Raw genomic sequence first — 16,090 nt, forward strand, 5'->3', positions numbered from 1 at the left:
GGTTCAGGCCGTCTGAAAATATCATTCGGCTTCGTAGGTATAGGGTTTTTTGGCGACTTTGGCCGCCTCGAAACCTGCCTGCTCTTCGGGGTTGAGTTCGACGTCCCACAAGAGTTTGCGGTTTGCCAGACGCTGCTGCTCCAGCTCGGGATGGTCGGCCATCAGTTTGTCGAGGAATTGGGTGGCGTCGGATTTGTAGTGGTACATGGTTTTGCTCCGTAAAACACGGCGATAGCGTTTGATTCGGCATTATAGCCGATATTTTCAGCGCCAACATTGTTTCAGGTATAATACGCGGCTGACTATTGCGGAACGGACCGACAACGGGTTTACACCGTTGCGCATCCGGTAATGATAATGAAAAAGGCCGCCTGAAACTTTTGCAGAACATGTCTGTTCCCGGATGATTCAGGCTGTTGTGCAAAAGTTTCTCGTTTCGGGCGGCCTGCTTGGAAGAATAAGAATATGTTGAAAAAATGGCTGCACAAAGTTTTGCCCGGCAAACGCGGCAAAACGGCAGTGCACAAAGAAATTATCCCTTTTGCGGCACACCGCATCAGTGAGGACATGCTCAGTTTTGCGGCGGAAAAAGTCGTCCGCCGCCTGCACAACGAAGGATTTGAGGCTTATGTGGTCGGCGGGGCGGTACGCGATTTGCTGCTCGGTATCGAGCCTAAAGACTTCGATGTCGCCACCAATGCCACTCCGGAAGAAGTAAGAAAGATTTTCCGCCGCAGCCGCATCATCGGCCGGCGTTTCCAAATCGTGCACGTTATGGTGGGGCCGGAAACCATCGAAGTAACGACTTTCCGCGGCGGCGGTAAAGTGGTGCAGAACCAGCACGGTCGTATCATGAAAGACAACAATTACGGCAGTATGGAAGAAGATGCGATGCGCCGCGACTTTACCTGCAACGCGCTTTATTACGATCCGATACGGCGGCTCATCGTCGATTTCCACCACGGCGCCGCCGACGTACAGGCCAAAAAACTGGTGATGATAGGCAATCCGGCCGAACGCTATCAGGAAGACCCCGTGCGCATCCTCCGCGCCGTCCGCCTGTCGGGCAAACTCGGTTTCGAGGTCGAAGAACATACCGCCGCGCCGATACCCGAATATGCAGGCCGTCTGAAACAAGAACCGGTTTCGCGCCTGTTTGACGAAATCCTGAAACTGCTGTTTTCCGGCCATGCGCGCGATTGTCTGCAACAGCTCAACAAACTCGGTATAGGCAGCGACATCCATCCGCTGCTGACGGCTATGAAAAGTGCCGACAAACCCGAAAACCGGATTATCTCGCTGGCGCTGAAAAATACCGACGAGCGGCTGCGCGCAGACAAATCGGTTTCTACGGGTTTTGTTTTGGCCGCCGTGCTGTGGCCCCAGCTCAACCGCTATTGGCAGCGCAACATCAGCCAAGGGCAGAGACCATCGCCCGCGCTTACCGATGCGATAAACAAGTTCCGCGACGACATTGAAAAAGGCTGGGGCGTACCGCAACGTTTCGCCGCCACTATGCGCGAGATTTGGCAGTTCCAGCCACAGTTCGACAATACGCGCGGCGCCCGCCCGCACCGTCTGCTGGCACAACAACGTTTCCGCGCCGCCTATGATTTCCTCGTGCTCCGCGCACAGGTCGGCGAAGCAGACGAAGGATTGGTGCAATGGTGGACGGCATTCCAACACGCCGACAACGACGAACGCGCAAAGCTGACGGCGTCGGGTTGGCAGGGGCAGGAATCGAGACAGGGCGGCGGCCAGTCCAAACGCAAGCGCCGCCGCAAACCGCGCCGGAAAAAGGCCGAAGGAAGCGGCGGCGAAGGTTGAGGCCGTCTGAAAACGTTAATAAACATCTAAACAGCCGGTTTATCGCAGGCGGAATCCGCGCCCGATAAACCGGCTGTTTTTTAATCCATATAGCCCGTTTCCCGCAGGGAGCAAACTTCTTTGGCAGTAACGATAAAATGATCGAGCAACGAAACATCCACCAAATCCAAAGCCTGCGCCAATCTTTTCGTGAACCCGATGTCCGCTTCAGACGGCCTTGCCGAACCGCCGGGGTGGTTGTGGGCGATAATCAGGCTGTCGGCGTATTCGTCCAGTGCAAGTTTGACGATTTCGCGGATGTAAACGGTATTCTCGGCCACCGTGCCGCGTGAAAGTTCACGCATGGCGATAAGCTGGTTCTGCCGGTTCAGGAGCAGGGCATAGCTGACTTCCACGCGCTCATGGCCGAGGTTGAGGCGGAGATAGTCGGCAACGGCCTGCGGATTGCTGAAAATGATATTCTCTCGCAATTCCTCGCTTAAAATCCGCCGGCCGATTTCCCTGACCACCGCAAACTGGGTAAAACTCGCCGTTCCCATACCTTTGTACGATGACAGGGATTTTATGTCTGCATTCATCAATTTTCCCAAGCTGCCGAACTCGTTGAGCAGGTAACGCGCCAAATCGACAGCGCTCATGCCGCGTGTGCCGACCCTCAATAAAATAGCCAGCAATTCGGCATCGCTCAATGCACCTGCGCCTCGCTCCAACAGCTTTTCGCGGGGGCGCTCGCCCTCCGGCCAGTGTTTGATACTCATGTTTTTCCCGTATTTTATTGGTAAATTAATTGATAGTTTTGTATAAACAAAATGACATTTTAATTTAATTACCTGTTTGGGATGAAATGAAAAATCTGCTTTGTTCTGAAAGCGTTGTATCAGATATCACAAATCCTTGCCGAACCGGTCTGCAAAGTAAATTTGATGTTGCCCCTTGTATGGATAGGCTAATATAATGACGAATTTTCGCAGAGTTTCATCTGTACGTGCTGCCCGTGCGCTCACAGGATTTTCAGACGGCCTGTTTTGCCGATGCCGTCTGAAAAATCCGCTGCAATCAAACAGCTTTTTTATCACCCGTCGAAAATCCGTTTTGCCGGTACTCGTATCCGAATTGGAGTATTGCCATTATGACCGCAACCATTGCGTCTTCAGCCAAACCTTATCTGCAAATTCAGGGCTTGGTGAAAAAGTTTGGTGACAATTACGCTGTCGACCATATCGACTTAGACATTGAAAAACATGAAATCTTTGCCCTTCTAGGCAGCTCGGGCAGCGGCAAATCCACACTGCTGCGCATGCTGGCGGGTATGGAAATCCCGAATCAGGGCAAAATCATCTTAGACGGGCAGGACATTACCAAACTTGCGCCGTACGACCGCCCCATCAATATGATGTTTCAGAGCTATGCGCTGTTCCCGCACATGACGGTGGAACAAAATATCGCCTTCGGCCTGAAACAAGACAAAATGCCGAAAGACGAAATCGCTGCGCGCGTGGAGGAGATGCTGCGTCTGGTGCAAATGACCAAATACGCCAAACGTAAGCCGCACCAGCTTTCCGGCGGCCAGCAACAGCGTATCGCGCTGGCGCGCAGTTTGGCCAAACGTCCGAAAATCCTGCTGCTTGACGAACCCTTGGGCGCATTGGACAAAAAACTGCGCCAGCAAACCCAGCTCGAACTGGTCAATACCTTGGAACAAGTCGGCGTAACCTGCATCATGGTGACACATGACCAAGAAGAAGCAATGACGATGGCGACCCGCATTGCGATTATGTCGGAAGGGCAGTTGCAGCAGGTCGGCACGCCCAGCGACGTTTACGATTTCCCCAACAGCCGCTTTACCGCCGAATTTATCGGTGAAACCAATATTTTTGACGGCGTGGTGGTGGAAGACCATGCTGATTACGCCGTTATTGCTTGCGACGGCCTAGAAAACCACGTCCGCATCGACCACGGCCTCGGCGGGCCGGCGGAGCAGAACCTTTGGGTCAGCATCCGTCCCGAAGACATTGACTTGTACAAAGAAAAGCCTTCCCACTTAGGTGATTTCAACTGGGCGCAAGGCACAGTAAAAGACATCGCCTATCTGGGTAGTTTTGCCATTTACCATGTCAAACTGGGCAACGGACGCGTAATTAAAAGCCAAGTGCCTGCGCCGTATTGGTATGTGCGCAATATTACGCCGCCGACTTGGGACGAAACCGTCTACATAAGCTGGCCGGAAAACCAGCCGACGCCGCTGTTGCGCTAATCCGCGAGGGAATGCCGAGATGAATTTGAAAACGCTTAAACGCAAACTGCTGCGCCGTCCCGGACAGAGGGCAGTCATTGCCGTCCCGTATGTCTGGCTGCTGGTTCTGTTTCTGGTTCCGTTCACGATTGTCTTGAAAATCAGTTTTGCCGAGCAGGAAATCGCTATTCCGCCGTTTACACCGCTGACTACCGTAGACGAGGATTTAGGCCGTCTGAACATCGCCGTCAGTTATCAAAACTATGCCGATATTTTTCAGAATTTCTGGAATACCTTGGGCCAACTGTTCAATCCGTTTAGCAAAAGCAGCGGCGATAATATTTATCTGCTGACCTATTGGTCTTCGATTAAAACGGCTTTGACAACCACCGCCATCTGCCTGCTAATCGGGTACCCGACTGCTTATGCCATTTCGCGTGCGCGTCCGTCCATCCGCAACGGCCTGCTGCTGGCGATTATGCTGCCTTTCTGGACATCCTTCCTATTACGCGTTTACGCATGGATGGGGCTGCTCGGACACAACGGCATCATTAATAATTTCCTGTTGAAATACGGTATTATCAGCGAACCATTGGATTTGTTTTATAACGCATTTTCGCTGAATCTGGTCATGGTCTACGCTTATCTGCCGTTCATGATTCTGCCGCTGTACACCCAACTTGTGAAATTGGACGGACGCCTGTTGGAAGCCGCTTCGGATTTGGGGGCGAGGCCGATCAAATCGTTTTTTACCATTACACTGCCCCTGTCTAAAACTGGCATTATCGCGGGTTCCATGCTGGTATTCGTTCCCGCAGTCGGCGAATTTGTGATTCCCGAATTGGTCGGCGGTTCGGAAAACCTGATGATTGGTAAAGTGTTGTGGCAGGCCTTCTTCGACCAAAACAACTGGCCGCTGGCTTCTGCCGTAGCCGTAGTGATGGTGGCGTTGCTGGTCGTGCCGATTGCCTTGTTCCAACATTATGAAAACCGTGAATTAGAAGAAGGGACCAAGTGATGCAGAAAAACAAATTATCCTGGTTTCTCAAGCTGATGCTGGCTCTGGCTTTGGCATTCCTTTATATCCCGCTGTTTGTGCTGGTCATTTATTCGTTTAACGAATCCAAACTGGTTACGGTGTGGGGCGGTTTTTCGACCAAATGGTACGGAGTGTTGCTGCAAAACAGCACCATCTTAGAAGCGGCCTGGTTGTCGTTGCGGATAGCGCTTGTCTCTTCGCTGGCTGCCGTAGTGTTGGGCACGCTGGCGGGTTATGCGATGGCGCGTATCAAACGTTTCCGCGGCAGTACGCTGTTTGCGGGTATGATTTCCGCCCCGATGGTGATGCCGGACGTGATTACCGGTTTATCGATGCTGTTGCTGATTATCCAAGTGCAGATGTTCCTGCAAAACAGCGAATGGTTGCAGGCACTTTATTTTGACCGTGGTTTCTTTACTATTTTCTTGGGACACACCACTTTGTGCATGGCCTATATTACCGTGGTCATCCGTTCGCGCCTGATTGAGCTTGACCAGTCGTTGGAAGAAGCCGCCATGGATTTGGGCGCGCGTCCGCTGAAAATCTTTTTCGTGATTACATTGCCGCTGATTGCGCCGGCTATCGCATCGGGTTTTCTGCTCGGCATTACCCTGTCGTTGGACGATTTGGTCATTACCTCATTCTTGTCCGGTCCCGGGTCTTCGACGCTGCCGCAGGTGATTTTCTCCAAAATCAAATTGGGGCTTGACCCGCAAATGAATGTGCTGGCGACCATCCTTATCGGTATCATCGGTACGCTGGTTATCGTCATCAACTATTGGATGATGCGGCAGGCTACCAAACGTGAAAGGGAAGCAGCCGAAGCTTACCGACAAGAAAAATTGGCTGCCGGTTCCTGAGTATATGAAATAGAGGCCGTCTGAAATCCTAACCAGTTAGGATTTCAGACGGCCTTTTTGTGAGGGTAGAAGATAAAAGTAAAAGAAGCAGAGGAGGGTAGTGGTATATGCAGAAAGTCCGAATAGTACGGACAACAGCTAGGAGACGGAACGGTCGACAGCTATAAACCGCTACTGGAAAAATTGCGGCTATTTAGCGATTGTTATATTTCAATTTCTCTTTTCGTCACAATCAAAAGGCCGTCTGAAACCAGTGTTTTCCGTTTTCAGACGGCCTCTCTTCAAATTTTATTTTTCGTTTTCTCTATACCATGCGATAAATTCTTTCGGTTTGGCAAAACCCTGCAATGGTTCGCTGCGTCTGCCGTCGGCATGTATCACAAAGATTCCGGGTGGGCCGAAGAGTCCGTATTCCTTCATCAAAGCCTGATGGTCGGGCGTATTGGCGGTCACGTTGATTTGGAAAAAACGCTCCATATCCACGGCTTCATGTACCTGCGGCTGGTTGAACGTGTAGGCTTCCATTTCTCTGCACGAGATGCACCAGTCGGCATAGAAATCCAGTAGGACGGGTTTGTCGGGGTTGGCCTGCAAAGCGGCAGTCATTGCGGCTTTCAATTCGGCGGTATCGGTAAATGTTTTACCGTGTTTTGTCGAATGTCCCGATGCGGACGGCGGATTCAGTGTCAGAAAGTGATGCAGGGCGGTAGAGTTGCCGTTGGCGCTTTGATAACCGAACCACACGCCGCCGATTAGTAGCAAGGAACCGAACAACATGGAAAACGATTTCAAACGGTCTCCCAATTTATTTGCTTTTGCCAGCAACATGCCCGCAGGCACAATCAGCAACAGGGTGTAAAGGGCAGTTACGACTGCATACGGCAGATACGGTGTCGCCAGATAAACGGCGACGGCCAGCAGGATAAAGCCGAACGCGTATTTGACGCCGTTCATCCAATCGCCGGCGCGCGGCAGGATACTGCCGAAGGTACCGACGATAATGAGCGGTACGCCCGTTCCCAAGGCCATGACATACAGGGCCAATCCGCCCAATAAGGCATCACCTGTCTGACCGATGTAACCCAGCGCAAATGCCAGCGGTGGTGCGACACACGGACCGACAATCAGTGCCGAGAGCATTCCCATAATAAAAACGGATACGATATGGCCGCCTGAAAGTTTGTTGCTTTGGCTTTGAAAATACGCTTGAACGGATGCAGGAAGCTGAATGTTGAACAAGCCGAACATCGACAATGCCAATATCACCATCAGTGCGGAAGCGGGCAATACTACCCACGGCTGTTGCAGCCATACCGACAACAGTGATCCTGTCAGGCCTGCAATAACGCCGACCAGCATATAGGTCAGTGCCAAACCCTGCACATAAACCATGGAGAGTTCAAAAGCACGGGTTCTACCGCCGCTGTTTTTATCGCCGATGACGATGCTGGACACAATCGGTAACAGCGGATACATGCAGGCCGTAAAGCTCAATCCCAGTCCGGCGAGAAAAAACGCCAATAAATTGGCGCCTAATGTATCTCTTGATAATTTGAAACGGCTACCGTCCTGCCGGTTATCACCCGACGGAGACGGTAGGCCGTCTGAAGATACGGGTTGCGCAGGATTGCTTAAAAAACGGTCCTTTCCGGAAATCGGCATATCGGTTTGCGGGGAATAAAAGCCGTTACCGTCGATGTCGAATACGGTATCTACCGGCGGATAGCAGACACCGACTTCCGCACAGCCTTGATAACTCAAGGTCAGTTTGTATTTCGGTTGTGTTTTTTTGTAAGGCCAGTCGACTTGTGCTGCGCGATGGTAGACGGTCTGTTTGCCGAAAAATTCGTCTTCTTTCTGTTCGCCTTTGCCGAATCGGGGCGCTTCGAGTACATTGTTTGGTTCGGTTGCCGCCATTATTTTCGACTGGTACATATAATAACCGTCGGCAATTTTGAACTGTACGCTGACGCCGCTTGCGGTCACATGCACCTGCGGAACGAACGCCTGTTCGGGGGGCAGCAGTTTGGAAGCGTCTACTGCGAAAGCATTGCTGCAAAAGGCGAACAATACGGTAAGGAAATAAAGTATTTTTTTCATAAAACGAATCTTCAGAAAGGTGTGTCCGGCGAGTCCGCCGTTGGTAAAATATAGTGCGATTATACAGAATAATCCGTCGGTTAAGATACGGCTACCGGCAAAAACCGCCAATATACTAATTCCATATAACTATTTCATTATAATTCTTTTTAATAAAATAACTTGTCTGTTTCTCTCATAGAATAGTGCAATAGACGCATGAAGTACGATTGCCGCAATCAAAACAGCACATTAAAATAACAAAGCCATAACCGAATAAAGAACGCACTACTATGTCTGTCGAACATTACGAAAATTTCCCCGTCGGTTCCATTCTTTTACCGCGCCGCCTGCGCAAACCGATTCATGCCGTTTATGCCTTTGCCCGTACTGCGGACGATATTGCCGACGAGGGCGGGACGGCAGATGCCGAACGCCTGCGCGGTTTGGATGATTTGCAAAAAGAACTGGATAGGATTTATACGGGAGAAATACCGCAAACCGCATTGATGAAGCGTTTGCAGAACGAAGCTATTAAACCGTTTGCCATGCCTTCGGAACCGTTTTACGACCTATTGTCCGCTTTCCGCCAAGACGTAGTTAAAAAACGCTATCAGAATTTCGGCGAACTGGTGGATTACTGTCGCCGTTCGGCCAATCCGGTCGGCCGGATGATGCTCCATCTTTACGGTGAAAACGATCCGGTCAGTATTGCCCGCAGCGACGGCATCTGCACGGCATTGCAGTTGATTAACTTTTGGCAGGATGTGGCGTTGGACTGGCAAAAAGGGCGGGTGTACATTCCGCAGGAAGACTTGGCAAAATATAAGGTCTCGGAAGAGCAAATTGCCGAAGGGCGGGCGGATTTCGCGTTTCAAAGGTTGATGGCCCATGAATGCGAACGCACGTTTCAAATACTCAAGGCCGGTTCGCCTTTGGGCAAAAGACTGAGGGGCCGCATCGGCTTCGAACTGAGGATGATTATTGTCGGCGGGCAGATAATTTTACAAAAACTCGACGGCTGCAAATACGATATGTTCGGCCGACGCCCGGTATTGGATAAAAAGGATTGGCTGATTATCCTGAAGCGCGCCTTTTTGAAAAAATAAGGGCGGGAGGCCGTCTGAAACGGATTTTCAGACGGCCTCGTTTTGTTTTTTGGCATCTAAACCGCCCCCAAAAGACAGACGACAGGGTAAAATACCGTCTGCTTCGGCGGGCCGGTATGTAAATTCTACCAAAAACCCATAAGCCAAGTTGACTGGGGGGCGGGTAATGAATAAAATCCGCTTTTCATAGAGTTTAAGTTCTAAACTTTAATCTGACTGCGGTTCCCACCGCAGGGAAAGACAGACATGACCACACAATTCGTTCCACAAAACAGCTATACCAAAGAAGAACTGCTCTCATGCGGGCGCGGCGAGCTTTTCGGCGCGGGCAACGCGCAACTGCCGCTGCCCAATATGCTGATGATAGACCGCATCGTCAATATAAACAGCACCGGAGGAAAATACGGCAAGGGCGAAATTATCGCCGAATTGGACATCAATCCCGATTTATGGTTTTTCGGCTGCCATTTCGAAGGCGACCCCGTCATGCCCGGCTGTTTGGGTTTGGACGCCATGTGGCAACTGGTCGGCTTCTATCTGGGATGGACGGGTGCGCCGGGACGCGGTCGCGCTCTGGGTTGCGCCGAAGTGAAATTCAGCGGCCAAGTTCTGCCGAAGCATAAAAAAATCACCTACCACATTCACATCAAACGGGTAATGAACAGTAAATTGGTGTTGGGCATCGCCGACGCCGAAATGAGTGTGGACGGCCGCAAAATCTACGAAGGCAACGGCCTGCGCGTCGGCCTGTTTACCACCACCGACGACTTCTGATCCAGTAATCAAAGGCCGTCTGAAACGGCAACTTTCAGACGGCCTGCATCATCGGAGAATACAATGAAACGCGTAGTCGTAACCGGTATCGGCATCGTATCCAGCCTGGGCAACAACTGCCGCGAAGTGCTCGAATCGCTGAAAAATCTGAAATCCGGCATTTCCTTTGACGAGAGCTACCGCGAAATAGGGCTGCGTTCAAACGTGGCGGGCAACATCAAAATCGACACCAAAGAACACATCGACCGCAAAATCCTGCGCTTTATGGGCGACGCGGCGGCCTATGCCTACATCGCCATGCAAGAAGCCATCGCCAACGCAGGACTGACCGAGGAGCAGGTTTCCAACATCCGCACCGGCATCGTAACCGGCAGCGGCGGCGCGTCTTCAGCCTCGCAAGTGGAAGCCGCCGACACCCTGCGTGCCAGCGGCGTGAAGCGCATCGGCCCCTACGGCGTAACCAAAACCATGGCCTCCACCGTAGCCGCCTGCTTGGCTACCCCGTTTAAAATCAAAGGCGTAAACTACTCCATCAGTTCCGCCTGCTCCACTTCCGCCCACTGCATCGGCCACGCCGCCGAACTGATCCAGCTTGGCAAACAAGACATCGTGTTTGCCGGCGGCGGCGAAGAAGTATCTTGGCAGATGAGTTCCCTGTTTGACGCGATGGGCGCGTTATCGAGCAAATACAACGACACGCCCGACCGGGCCAGCCGCGCCTACGATGCCGACCGCGACGGCTTCGTTATTTCCGGCGGCGGCAGCATTCTGGTGATGGAAGAATATGAACACGCCAAAGCGCGCGGCGCGAACATCCTGTGCGAACTGACCGGCTACGGTGCGACTTCCGACGGCTACGACATGGTGCAGCCTTCCGGCGAAGGCGCGGTGCGCTGTATGCAGATGGCACTGGCGCAGCACGGCGGCAAAGTCGATTACATCAACGCCCACGGCACTTCCACGCCGGTCGGCGACACCAAAGAACTGGGTGCCATCCGCGAAGTGTTCGCCGAACAAGAAATCCCGCTCATCAGCTCCACCAAATCGCTTTCCGGCCACGCCCTCGGCGCGGCAGGTTCGAACGAAGCGATTTACTCGATTCTGATGATGCAGAACGATTTTGTCTGCGCCAGCGCGAACATCCGAAACTTGGACGAACAAGCAGAAGGCCTGCCGATTCTGCGCGAAAACCGCGAGATGAAACTCAATGCAGTGATGTCCAACAGCTTCGGCTTCGGCGGCACCAATGCCACGCTGATTTTCAGCCGTGTCGATTGATTGGTTTGAGTGAAAGAAAGCCTGCATAGAGCGACGAATGCAGGCTTTTTGTTTGGCTAAGGCCGTCTGAAAACAGTTGACTGATGTTTTCAGACGGCCTCATCACAGAATGTGAAAGATATTTTTGTCAGTGATGACCGCAACCGCCGCCATGACTTTCGCGCAATGCTTCGGCAGCCTGCTCGTCGGCATGGTAGCTTGAGCGGACCATGGCGCCGATGGCGGCGTTGGTGAAGCCCAGTTCGTATGCTTCTTTTTCGAAGATTTTGAACTGGTCGGGCGTTACATAGCGCAAGACGGGCAGGTGTCCGTCTGAAGGCTGGAGGTACTGGCCGATGGTAATCATCTCGATATTGTGCGCCCGCATATCGCGCATGATTTCGCGCACGTCTTCGTCTGTTTCGCCCAAGCCGACCATGATGCCGGATTTGGTCGGGATGTGCGGCATCATTTCTTTGTAGCGGCGCAGCAGGTCGAGGGAGTGCTGATAGTTGGCCCCCGGACGGGCTTTTTTGTACAGGCTCGGATGGGTTTCCAAGTTGTGGTTCATCACGTCAGGCGGGGTTTCAGCAAGGATTTTCAGTGCGATGTCCAAGCGGCCGCGGAAGTCGGGAACGAGAATTTCGATTTTGGTGTTCGGACTGGTTTCGCGGATGGCTTTGATGCAGTCGGCAAAATGCTGTGCGCCGCCGTCGCGCAGGTCGTCGCGGTCAACTGAAGTAATGACGACGTAACGCAGGTTCATGGCTTTGACGGATTCTGCGAGGTGTTTCGGTTCGTCGGGGTCAAGCATATTCGGACGGCCGTGTCCTACGTCGCAGAACGGGCAGCGTCGGGTGCAGATGTCGCCCATAATCATGAAGGTCGCCGTGCCTTTGCTGAAACATTCGCCGATGTTTGGGCAGGAGGCTTCTTCGCAAACGGTGTGCATTTTTTGTTCGCGCAAAATGTCTTTGATTTCAAAGAATTTGCGTGACGGCAGCTTGGCGCGTATCCATTCGGGCTTTTTCAGTTTTTCCTGAAGGGGGACGACTTTGATGGGGATGCGTGCGGTTTTGTCCGCGCCTTTGAGTTTGACGCCGCGTTTCGGGTCGGACTTATTGGCTGATGTTGTGTCGGTCGTCATGAGACTGTCTTTCTTTTTTAAATTAACTATTTGATTTCTTATTGTGTTTGAGGGCAAGCAGGTTATTGAGGCCGTCTGAAAAAAGAAGCCGCAGAAGCGGAATATGTCGTGTTTCAGACGGCCTTTCCGTTCTTTTCGTCTCCCGCCATAGCTTGGAAGTTTAATTCTCTTTGCAAGTGGCCGGTCAGTTTTCCGGCTACTTCGGCCAGCGACGGGCAGGGGCGGACAAAGTCGGCTATCTGTACCATTTCCATTCCTGCATAGCCACATGGATTGATATGGGTAAACGGACTTAAGTCCATATTTACGTTCAACGCCAAACCGTGATAGACCGAACCGTTTTTAATGCGTAGTCCCAAAGAGGCGATTTTCCGTCCGTCGACATATACGCCCGGGCGGCCGGGATCTGCTGCTGCTTTTATGCCGTATTCGGACAAGGTGGAGATAATGCTGTTTTCCAATGCAGATACGATGCGGCGCACACTGGTTTTGCGCCGTTTGAAATCAATCATGGTATACACTACCAACTGTCCCGGACCGTGGTAGGTAATCTGGCCGCCGCGATCAATCTGTACTACGGGAATATCGTCGCGTATCAACAGGTGTTCGGGCTTGCCGGCCAAGCCTTGTGTGAACACGGGAGGGTGCTCGACCACCCACAATTCGTCTTCCGTTTCAGCCGTGCGTGCGGCGTTGAACGCTTTCATGGCTTCGAAAGTCGGCAAGTATTCGACCAAACCTTTTTGTATGACTTTCATGCCTTAAAGCACCACTTTGACCATTTCGTGCGAAGTCAGCGCCCGGTAGATATCGTCAAGTTGTGCCTGGCTGGTAACGTACACGTTTACGCTCGCCCCTAAATAATTGCCTTTGCTGCTGGGACGAGTGCTGATATGATGGGACTGGGTCTCCGGTGCATGGATGCGTACGGTTTCCAAAACCGCCGTTTCAAATTCCGGATGCTGCGCACCCATTACTTTAATTTGAAAAGTGCAGGGAAATTCGATAAGTACGGAACGGTCGGTCGGCATATTGATTATTCCTTTATCCGAGGCCGTCTGAAAACCGATTTCCCAAGTTTCCCGAGATGGCCTCCGATTGTTAACATATGTGGCGCGTATTTTAACGCAAAAATATGGCATGGGCCATAAAAACGGCCAGTTGTAAAATGGGCTTGCGAAAGCCGTTTATCAAGCCTTGAAATACTTGAAATAAAATACTTCAGCCCAACTTACACGACAAACCGATTTTGAACCGATAGAGATTGAATATGGCAACAACAGACAAACATTTTGAGGAATACAGCGCACTGGCCACCTTACCCCTGCGGGACGTCGTGGTATATCCGCACATGGTGCTGCCGCTGTTTGTAGGCCGCCCCAAATCGATTGCCGCACTTGAAGCGGCAATGGGTAACGACGAACCCGTATTTTTGCTGGCACAGCTTAACCCCGATACGGAGGAACCGGAGCCTAAAGACCTGCATGCGATGGGTACGGTTGCCCAAGTATTGCAGGTATTGAAACTGCCCGACGGCACGGTAAAAGTGTTGGTTGAAGGCATACGTCGCGCCCGCGCCCTGACCGTTGAAGACACCGGACAGCTTTTCTTGGCTCATATCGAAGCAGTCAACGAATCCGTCGACGAACACCATCCGGATATGGAAGCATTGCGGCGGACGTTGCTTTCCCAGTTCGAGCAATATGCCAAGTTAAACAAGAAAATTCCTGCCGAAGTCGTATCCACTATCAACAGTATTTCCGAAAACAGCCGTCTAGTCGATACTATCGCCGCGCACCTACAATTAAAGTTGGAGCAGCGTCAGGAAATTTTAGAAACACCTGGCATTTCTGACCGTATGGAATTTCTACTCGGTCAGTTGGAGTCGGAACTCGACATTATGCAGGTCGAAAAACGCATCCGCGGCCGCGTGAAACGCCAAATGGAAAAGTCCCAACGCGAATACTATCTAAACGAACAGGTCAAAGCGATTCAAAGGGAATTGGGAGAGGAAGACGAACGCGGCGAACTGGATGCGTTGGAAGCAAAAATCAAAGAAGCGGGCATGACCAAAGAAGCTGAAGAAAAATGCCTGTCCGAATTGAAAAAGCTGAAAATGATGCCGCCTATGTCTGCGGAGTCTACCGTCGTACGCAACTATATTGACACTTTGCTCGAACTGCCGTGGAAGAAAAAATCCCGCGTCAGCAAGGACATTGCCAAAGCTGATTTGGTTTTGAACGCCGACCACTACGGTTTGGAAAAAGTCAAAGAGCGGATTTTGGAATACCTCGCCGTCCAAAAACGTATGGACAAACTCAAAGGTCCGATTCTGTGTTTGGTCGGACCTCCGGGGGTGGGTAAAACCTCATTGGGCGAGTCCATTGCGAAAGCCACAGGCCGACAATATGTCCGCATGGCTTTGGGTGGTGTGCGTGATGAAAGCGAAATCCGCGGCCACCGCCGCACCTATATCGGTTCCATGCCTGGAAAAATTCTGCAAAACATGGCTAAGGCAGGCGTAAAAAACCCATTGTTCCTACTCGACGAAATCGACAAATTGGGCAATGATTTCCGAGGTGATCCGGCCAGTGCGCTGCTTGAGGTGCTCGATCCCGAACAAAACAACAAGTTCGCCGACCACTATGCCGAAGTGGATTACGATTTGAGCGACGTGATGTTTATCGCCACATCCAACAGCCTGAACATCCCCACGCCTTTGCTCGATCGCATGGAAATTATCCGTCTGTCCGGCTATACGGAAGATGAAAAAATCAATATCGCCATGCAATACCTTGTGCCGAAACAAATGAAGCGCAACGGTGTTAAGGAAGGAGAACTGGCTGTCGAAGAAAGTGCAGTGCGCGACATTATCCGTTATTACACCCGTGAAGCAGGCGTGCGCTCGCTTGACCGTGAAATCGCCAAAATCTGTCGAAAAGTAGTGATGCAAATTACTTTGGCTGAAGACAAGAAAAAAGCATCCAAAACCGGAACGGCAAGCAAAGCAAAACCGAAGGTAATCAAAGTCAATGAGAAAAACTTACATGACTATTTAGGAGTGCGCCGTTTTGATTACGGCGTCGCCGAAAGTGAAAACCGTATCGGTCAAGTTACAGGTTTGGCTTGGACGGAAGTCGGTGGTGAGTTGTTGACGATTGAAGCGGTTGCTTTGCCTGGCAAAGGCACGATTCAATGTACAGGGCAGTTGGGCGATGTTATGAAGGAGTCCGTCTCGGCGGCGTGGTCCGTGGTACGTTCTCGTGCCGAGTCAGTGGGTTTGCCTCCCGATTTCTACGAGAAAAAAGATATCCATGTCCATGTGCCTGAAGGCGCAACTCCGAAAGACGGCCCAAGTGCAGGCATTGCCATGACTTTAGCGATGGTTTCCGCTTTCACCAAAATCCCGGTGCGTGCCGATGTGGCAATGACAGGTGAAATCACACTGCGCGGTGAGGTGTTGCCAATCGGCGGCTTGAAAGAGAAACTGCTGGCAGCATTGCGCGGTGGCATCAAACATGTTCTGATTCCCCACGATAATGTTAAAGACCTGGAGGAAATTCCCGATAATGTCAAAACCGGCTTGACCATTCATCCCGTCAAATGGATTGACGAAGTCTTGGCACTGGGTTTGCAATACCAGCCGGAACCGTGGAAAGAACCCGTTGCTACTGATTTATCGAAACCGAAGCCGAAATCAAGGACGAAAGCGACCCAACATTGATTTTGTAGGAATGTGTTGTAAAAGATGTCGGTTTGGCTTGA

At 51.6% G+C, this 16,090-nt stretch carries 14 protein-coding genes; 8 read left to right on the forward strand and 6 right to left on the reverse strand.

Annotated features, from left to right (window positions below):
* Positions 1 to 21 precede the first annotated feature (21 nt).
* Positions 22 to 207 carry a DUF3460 family protein gene (locus tag ACI43T_RS02420; protein ID WP_009173556.1) on the reverse strand — a complete coding sequence of 62 codons (186 nt, stop codon included), beginning with the start codon at positions 205 to 207 and terminating at the stop codon, positions 22 to 24.
* Between the two features lie 258 nt (positions 208 to 465).
* On the opposite strand from ACI43T_RS02420, the gene ACI43T_RS02425 reads away from it, so the two are divergent.
* Positions 466 to 1,827: a polynucleotide adenylyltransferase PcnB gene (locus tag ACI43T_RS02425; protein ID WP_405385441.1), complete on the forward strand. Its 1,362-nt coding sequence runs from the start codon at positions 466 to 468 to the stop codon at positions 1,825 to 1,827.
* A gap of 80 nt (positions 1,828 to 1,907) precedes the next feature.
* Here the strand turns inward: ACI43T_RS02425 and radC are convergent, their stop codons facing one another.
* Positions 1,908 to 2,585 carry a RadC family protein gene (radC, locus tag ACI43T_RS02430; RefSeq protein WP_405385442.1) on the reverse strand — a complete coding sequence of 226 codons (678 nt, stop codon included), beginning with the start codon at positions 2,583 to 2,585 and terminating at the stop codon, positions 1,908 to 1,910.
* 371 nt (positions 2,586 to 2,956) lie between these two features.
* Here radC and ACI43T_RS02435 point away from each other — a divergent pair, with 371 nt between their 5' ends.
* From ACI43T_RS02435 to ACI43T_RS02445, 3 genes are read left to right on the forward strand one after another with little or no spacing between them, the layout of a single operon-like run.
* Complete coding sequence (locus ACI43T_RS02435; protein ID WP_009173553.1) at positions 2,957 to 4,081, forward strand: ABC transporter ATP-binding protein; 1,125 nt, start codon at positions 2,957 to 2,959, stop codon at positions 4,079 to 4,081.
* Between the two features lie 19 nt (positions 4,082 to 4,100).
* A complete protein-coding gene (locus ACI43T_RS02440; RefSeq protein ID WP_405385443.1) occupies positions 4,101 to 5,078 on the forward strand; it encodes an ABC transporter permease subunit in 978 nt (325 codons plus the stop codon).
* Entirely contained in the window at positions 5,078 to 5,959 is an 882-nt protein-coding gene (locus ACI43T_RS02445) for an ABC transporter permease subunit (RefSeq protein ID WP_009173551.1), read from the forward strand. Before ACI43T_RS02440 ends, ACI43T_RS02445 begins: the two co-directional genes overlap by 1 nt.
* A 288-nt stretch (positions 5,960 to 6,247) precedes the next feature.
* Here the strand turns inward: ACI43T_RS02445 and dsbD are convergent, their stop codons facing one another.
* Positions 6,248 to 8,059 carry a protein-disulfide reductase DsbD gene (dsbD, locus tag ACI43T_RS02450; protein WP_405385444.1) on the reverse strand — a complete coding sequence of 604 codons (1,812 nt, stop codon included), beginning with the start codon at positions 8,057 to 8,059 and terminating at the stop codon, positions 6,248 to 6,250.
* A gap of 272 nt (positions 8,060 to 8,331) precedes the next feature.
* Here dsbD and hpnC point away from each other — a divergent pair, with 272 nt between their 5' ends.
* The 3 genes from hpnC (at position 8,332) to fabB (ending at position 11,199) form a co-directional block, all read left to right on the forward strand.
* On the forward strand, positions 8,332 to 9,147 hold the full coding sequence (gene hpnC, locus ACI43T_RS02455; protein WP_405385445.1) for a squalene synthase HpnC: 816 nt from the start codon (positions 8,332 to 8,334) through the stop codon (positions 9,145 to 9,147).
* Between the two features lie 246 nt (positions 9,148 to 9,393).
* Positions 9,394 to 9,921: a 3-hydroxyacyl-[acyl-carrier-protein] dehydratase FabA gene (fabA, locus tag ACI43T_RS02460; RefSeq protein WP_009173548.1), complete on the forward strand. Its 528-nt coding sequence runs from the start codon at positions 9,394 to 9,396 to the stop codon at positions 9,919 to 9,921.
* Between the two features lie 63 nt (positions 9,922 to 9,984).
* Positions 9,985 to 11,199, forward strand: a complete 1,215-nt coding sequence (fabB, locus tag ACI43T_RS02465) for a beta-ketoacyl-ACP synthase I (RefSeq protein WP_405385446.1) — start codon at positions 9,985 to 9,987, stop codon at positions 11,197 to 11,199.
* Between the two features lie 127 nt (positions 11,200 to 11,326).
* Here fabB and lipA read toward each other — a convergent pair whose 3' ends face one another.
* The 3 genes from lipA to ACI43T_RS02480 all read right to left on the reverse strand — a co-directional run bounded on the left by lipA (position 11,327) and on the right by ACI43T_RS02480 (position 13,356).
* Positions 11,327 to 12,325: a lipoyl synthase gene (gene lipA / locus ACI43T_RS02470; RefSeq protein WP_314105940.1), complete on the reverse strand. Its 999-nt coding sequence runs from the start codon at positions 12,323 to 12,325 to the stop codon at positions 11,327 to 11,329.
* A gap of 113 nt (positions 12,326 to 12,438) precedes the next feature.
* Entirely contained in the window at positions 12,439 to 13,083 is a 645-nt protein-coding gene (gene lipB / locus ACI43T_RS02475) for a lipoyl(octanoyl) transferase LipB (RefSeq protein WP_314105941.1), read from the reverse strand.
* 3 nt (positions 13,084 to 13,086) lie between these two features.
* Positions 13,087 to 13,356, reverse strand: coding sequence for an HP0495 family protein (locus ACI43T_RS02480; protein ID WP_293278577.1), 270 nt, complete (start codon positions 13,354 to 13,356; stop codon positions 13,087 to 13,089).
* 239 nt (positions 13,357 to 13,595) lie between these two features.
* Between ACI43T_RS02480 and lon the strand changes: the two genes are divergently transcribed.
* A complete protein-coding gene (gene lon / locus ACI43T_RS02485; protein WP_377080348.1) occupies positions 13,596 to 16,049 on the forward strand; it encodes an endopeptidase La in 2,454 nt (817 codons plus the stop codon).
* The last annotated feature ends 41 nt before the right edge of the window (positions 16,050 to 16,090 follow it).

Origin of the sequence: Neisseria oralis (genome assembly GCF_045062685.1) — a bacterium.
GTDB classification, from domain to species: domain Bacteria; phylum Pseudomonadota; class Gammaproteobacteria; order Burkholderiales; family Neisseriaceae; genus Neisseria; species Neisseria oralis.